Below are 465 nucleotides of genomic sequence, written 5' to 3' on the forward strand. Positions count from 1 at the left end.
GACTATCAGCTGGGCAACACGGAAATTACATGGACGGGGCTCGAAAACTATCGAACACTTGTCTTCAACAGTGATTTTCTTGCCTCGCTCGGCCATACGTGCCTCTACGCGCTCCTCACGGTTCCTTCAGCCGTCTTTATCGGCCTCATGCTCGCGCTTCTCGTCGAGCGCGTGAAGGTTGGCCGTGCAGCGTACCGCGCGATCTTCTTTCTGCCGGTCGCCTCCACGCTCGTCGCGATGGCAATCGTCTGGAAGTACCTCCTCCATGACACGATTGGCCCGTTGAATCTTCTCATTACGTCGCTCGGTTTTGATGCTATTCCCTTCTTCTCAAGCCCTGATTGGGTGATGGTTTCGCTTGCCATCATCGGTGTCTGGCAGCTTTCGGGCTTCAACATGGTGCTCTTTCTCGCGGGACTTTCGGCAATCCCCTCGGAAATTCAGGATGCGGCGACGCTCGACGGG

At 56.1% G+C, this 465-nt stretch carries 1 protein-coding gene; it reads left to right on the top strand.

Going from position 1 to position 465, the window contains the following annotated elements:
• Positions 1-465: carbohydrate ABC transporter permease (locus H6A60_RS12545; RefSeq protein WP_205105146.1), on the top strand; the 465-nt coding region annotated here is incomplete at both ends.

This window comes from Sutterella massiliensis (assembly GCF_016899755.1).
GTDB lineage: Bacteria > Pseudomonadota > Gammaproteobacteria > Burkholderiales > Burkholderiaceae_F > Sutterella > Sutterella massiliensis.